The 3,269-nt window shown below is 61.4% G+C and carries 6 protein-coding genes; 5 read left to right on the forward strand and 1 reads right to left on the reverse strand.

What is annotated here, in order from left to right; all coding sequences use genetic code 11:
* Positions 1-103: 103 nt before the first annotated feature.
* Positions 104-541: a MerR family transcriptional regulator gene (locus B3849_RS14340; protein WP_286780354.1), complete on the reverse strand. Its 438-nt coding sequence runs from the start codon at positions 539-541 to the stop codon at positions 104-106.
* Between the two features lie 75 nt (positions 542-616).
* Between B3849_RS14340 and B3849_RS14345 the strand changes: the two genes are divergently transcribed.
* The 5 genes from B3849_RS14345 to B3849_RS14365 form a co-directional block, all read left to right on the forward strand.
* On the forward strand, positions 617-1,006 hold the full coding sequence (locus B3849_RS14345; RefSeq protein ID WP_039911262.1) for a mercuric transporter MerT family protein: 390 nt from the start codon (positions 617-619) through the stop codon (positions 1,004-1,006).
* A 14-nt stretch (positions 1,007-1,020) separates the two neighbouring features.
* Positions 1,021-1,317 (forward strand): heavy-metal-associated domain-containing protein, encoded by a 297-nt coding sequence (locus tag B3849_RS14350; RefSeq protein WP_286780355.1) that lies wholly within the window; start codon positions 1,021-1,023, stop codon positions 1,315-1,317.
* Complete coding sequence (gene merF / locus B3849_RS14355) at positions 1,314-1,550, forward strand: mercury resistance system transport protein MerF (protein ID WP_286780356.1); 237 nt, start codon at positions 1,314-1,316, stop codon at positions 1,548-1,550. Before B3849_RS14350 ends, merF begins: the two co-directional genes overlap by 4 nt.
* Positions 1,547-2,962 carry a mercury(II) reductase gene (merA, locus tag B3849_RS14360; RefSeq protein WP_286780357.1) on the forward strand — a complete coding sequence of 472 codons (1,416 nt, stop codon included), beginning with the start codon at positions 1,547-1,549 and terminating at the stop codon, positions 2,960-2,962. Before merF ends, merA begins: the two co-directional genes overlap by 4 nt.
* Positions 2,963-2,966: 4 nt before the next feature.
* Positions 2,967-3,269: hypothetical protein (locus B3849_RS14365; protein WP_286780358.1), on the forward strand; the 303-nt coding region annotated here is incomplete at its 3' end.

The raw sequence follows: 3,269 nt of genomic DNA on the forward strand, positions 1-3,269 counted from the left end.
CGCGGCCTACGCCGGATGCTTACAACCAAAGGGCAATCTTCGCGTGTTTGACGCACCTTCAAACGCTGAACACAACAATCCTTCATGTTCCGTCCAGTTCGGATCAATCTGTTTCGCCCACAGTCCCATCTGACAGCACCGTGAGGAGAGGACACTCTGGCCTGTCCGAACCGCTGCACTTCGCAATCGTTTCCGCCAAGACGGCCTCGATGTTCTGAAGATCCATTATCTTTGCCCGCACGACGTCGAGATGATGCCGCCCGCGCTTCTCAACTTCTGCACAAGTATGGCTGCCGCGATCTACCATGCTGAGCAGTCCTCGGATTTCCTCCATCGTAAAGCCCAGTTCACGCGCCCGCATGATAAAGCCAAGCCGCTCGACATGCGTCGGCCCATAGCGGCGGTGTCCAGCGGGGCTGCGCGGTGGGTCGGGCATCAGACCGACGCCTTCATAATAGCGGATAGTCTCAAGGTTGCAGCCGGTCAGGCGTGCAAGGTCAGAGCGTTTAAGGTCTCTCACAACACCGTGATCATCAACCATGCGTTTTCTCCTTGATCCTGTAGTTGCTACAGACCCTATCTTGCAAGTCATCACAGGGCAACAATGAGCAAAGAGATGACAGATCACACCCCCGCGACCACAGACCAGCACGAAGACCGATCCGGTTGGCTCGCCACCGGCGCTGGCGTGATTGGCGCGCTCGCCATGACCTCCTGCTGCATCCTACCGCTTGTTCTGGTCAGTCTGGGTGTGACCGGGGTCTTCATTGGTCAGCTTACCGCCCTTTATGCCTACAAGTGGGTGACTTTGAGCTTCGCGGCAGCGGCGCTCGCCTATGGGTTCTGGAAAGCTTATCGCCCAGTCCCTACTGACGCCTGCGCGGACGGCACCTGTGCGCGCCCGATTGATCGCGGGCTGATGCGCGGGCTGCTCTGGGGCGCTTTGCTTGTCGTGCTTCTCGCCTTGGCCTTTCCGGCACTCTCGCCCTTCCTTTTGACATTCTGACCATGAGGTCTTTCATGAAACTTCTTATCTCCACCGCTGCGCTCATCCTTTCAGCCAGCGTAGCAATGGCCGCAGAGGCCACCACACGCGTCGCTGTTGAGGGGCTCACTTGCCCTTCGTGCAGCTACATCGTCGCCACCGCGATGAAGGGCGTGGAAAGCGTCGAAATCCTTGAGTTCATCGAGGGCGATACGGAAAACGGTCTTTATGTCCTGCGCTATGACAACGCGCTCACCGACCCGGAGGCCATCGTCGCTGCCGTGACCGGCGTAGGCTATGGCGCGTCATTGGCCACGGAGAGCGGATCGTGAAGGAAGCAAAGACACCCGACAACCAGAGCCGTCTGCTCAAGGTTGGTCTTATCGGCACGGTTATCGCTGCCCTCTGCTGCTTCACGCCTGTTCTGGTGATCCTATTCGGTGCGGTCGGACTGTCGGCCATGCTGGGCTGGCTCGACTACGTGCTGCTGCCCGCGCTCGCCGTCTTTATCGGCATCACAGTTTACGCGCTCTGGAAGAGCCGTAATTCGGAGAACCCCTCATGAAAGATAGCAGTTCACCCCAAAACGGCCCCTATGATCTCGCCGTGATCGGCGCCGGCTCCGCTGGTTTCTCCGCTGCCATCACCGCGGGCGAAGCTGGTGCGCGCGTGGCCCTGATTGGCGCAGGCACCATCGGCGGCACCTGCGTTAACGTGGGCTGCGTGCCATCCAAAGCCCTGATCCGCGCGGTCGAGAGCCTGCATCACGCGCGCGCGGCGGGTCGATTCGATGGGATTGAGGCAGAGGCCCGCGTGACTGATTGGGCGGCTACAGTTGCGCAGAAACAGGCGCTGGTCGAAGAGTTGCGCCAAGCGAAATACGCGGATGTGCTGCCCCGACATGAGAATGTCGATTACGTCGAAGGCCGGGCGACATTCGATGATGACGGCAAGTTGACGGTCGATGGCAGCCGCTTTGTGGCGGGAAAAGTCATCCTCGCCACCGGCTCCCGCCCGCATGTGCCTGCGATCCCCGGGATTGAGGAGGTCGACACGCTCGACAGCACGTCAGCGCTGGAGTTGACCGCTCTGCCAGCCTCCATGCTGGTCCTCGGCGCGGGCTATATCGGCGTGGAACTTGCGCAGCTTTTCGCGCGCGCCGGAGTCGACGTGACGCTGGTTAGCCGTCGTGGCGTGCTGCCCGAAGCGGAGCCTGAGGTTTCGGCGGCGCTGGAGGACTATTTGGCGGACGAGGGCATCCGACTGGTGCGTGCAAAAGGCTATGATCGCATCTCAAAGCAAGGCGCCGCCATCGCACTGAACCTTTCGGATGGAACAGTGCTGACAGCAGAACGGCTCGTGCTCGCAACGGGCCGCGTGCCAAACAGTGACGGACTGAACCTCGCGGCTGCCGGGATCACGGTGGGTGCGCGGGGAGGCATCGAGACCAACCCTCACATGCGCACCACCAACCCTAACATCTGGGCGGCAGGTGATGTTACTGGCCGCGATCAGTTCGTCTATATGGCCGCCTATGGAGCCAAGATCGCCGCCCGGAATGCTGTGGCGGATGAGACACGCACCTACGACAACGCGACCATGCCTTGGGTCGTCTTTTCTGATCCGCAAGTGGCCGGTGTCGGGCTTAGTGAAGCGCAGGCCCGCGCCGCTGGCCTTGAGGTCGTGACCTCCATTCTGCCACTTGACGCTGTGCCGCGTGCGCTGGCGGCCCGCGATACGCGCGGGTTGATCAAGCTGTTGTCCGAAGCCGGGAGCAAACGGCTGCTCGGCGCACAGATCCTCGCGCCAGAAGGTGCCGATAGCATCCAAACCGCGGCCATGGCGCTGAAAGCCGGGCTGACTTACGAGGAACTTGGCGATACCATCATGCCCTATTTAACCACGGTCGAAGGGCTGAAACTGGCAGCACAGACCTTCGAGAAGGACGTGGCCGCCCTGTCCTGCTGCGCGGGGTGAAGACATGGCAGACCGCTCAAACCACGATTGGCTGAGCACCCGGCGCGACAGCCTGCTTGCTTGGTGGCTCCCCATCGGCGCGATGCTTCTGGCGATTCCGCTTGCCGATGGCCCCAAAACCGCGTTCTGGGTCGCCGCACTGGCTTGGATGGGCATCGCCTGTCTGCGCAATGCCCATCGCTGTGGCCGTGTGCATTGCCGCTACACAGGACCGTTTCTGCTGGCGATGACACCACCGGTGCTGGCGTATGGGGCTGGCGTGTTGCCGTTGGGCGGCGACGGTTGGCGCTGGCTTGGGCTCTCGATC

Source organism: Sulfitobacter sp. UBA4523, assembly GCF_002388305.1.
Lineage (GTDB): Bacteria > Pseudomonadota > Alphaproteobacteria > Rhodobacterales > Rhodobacteraceae > Sulfitobacter > Sulfitobacter pontiacus.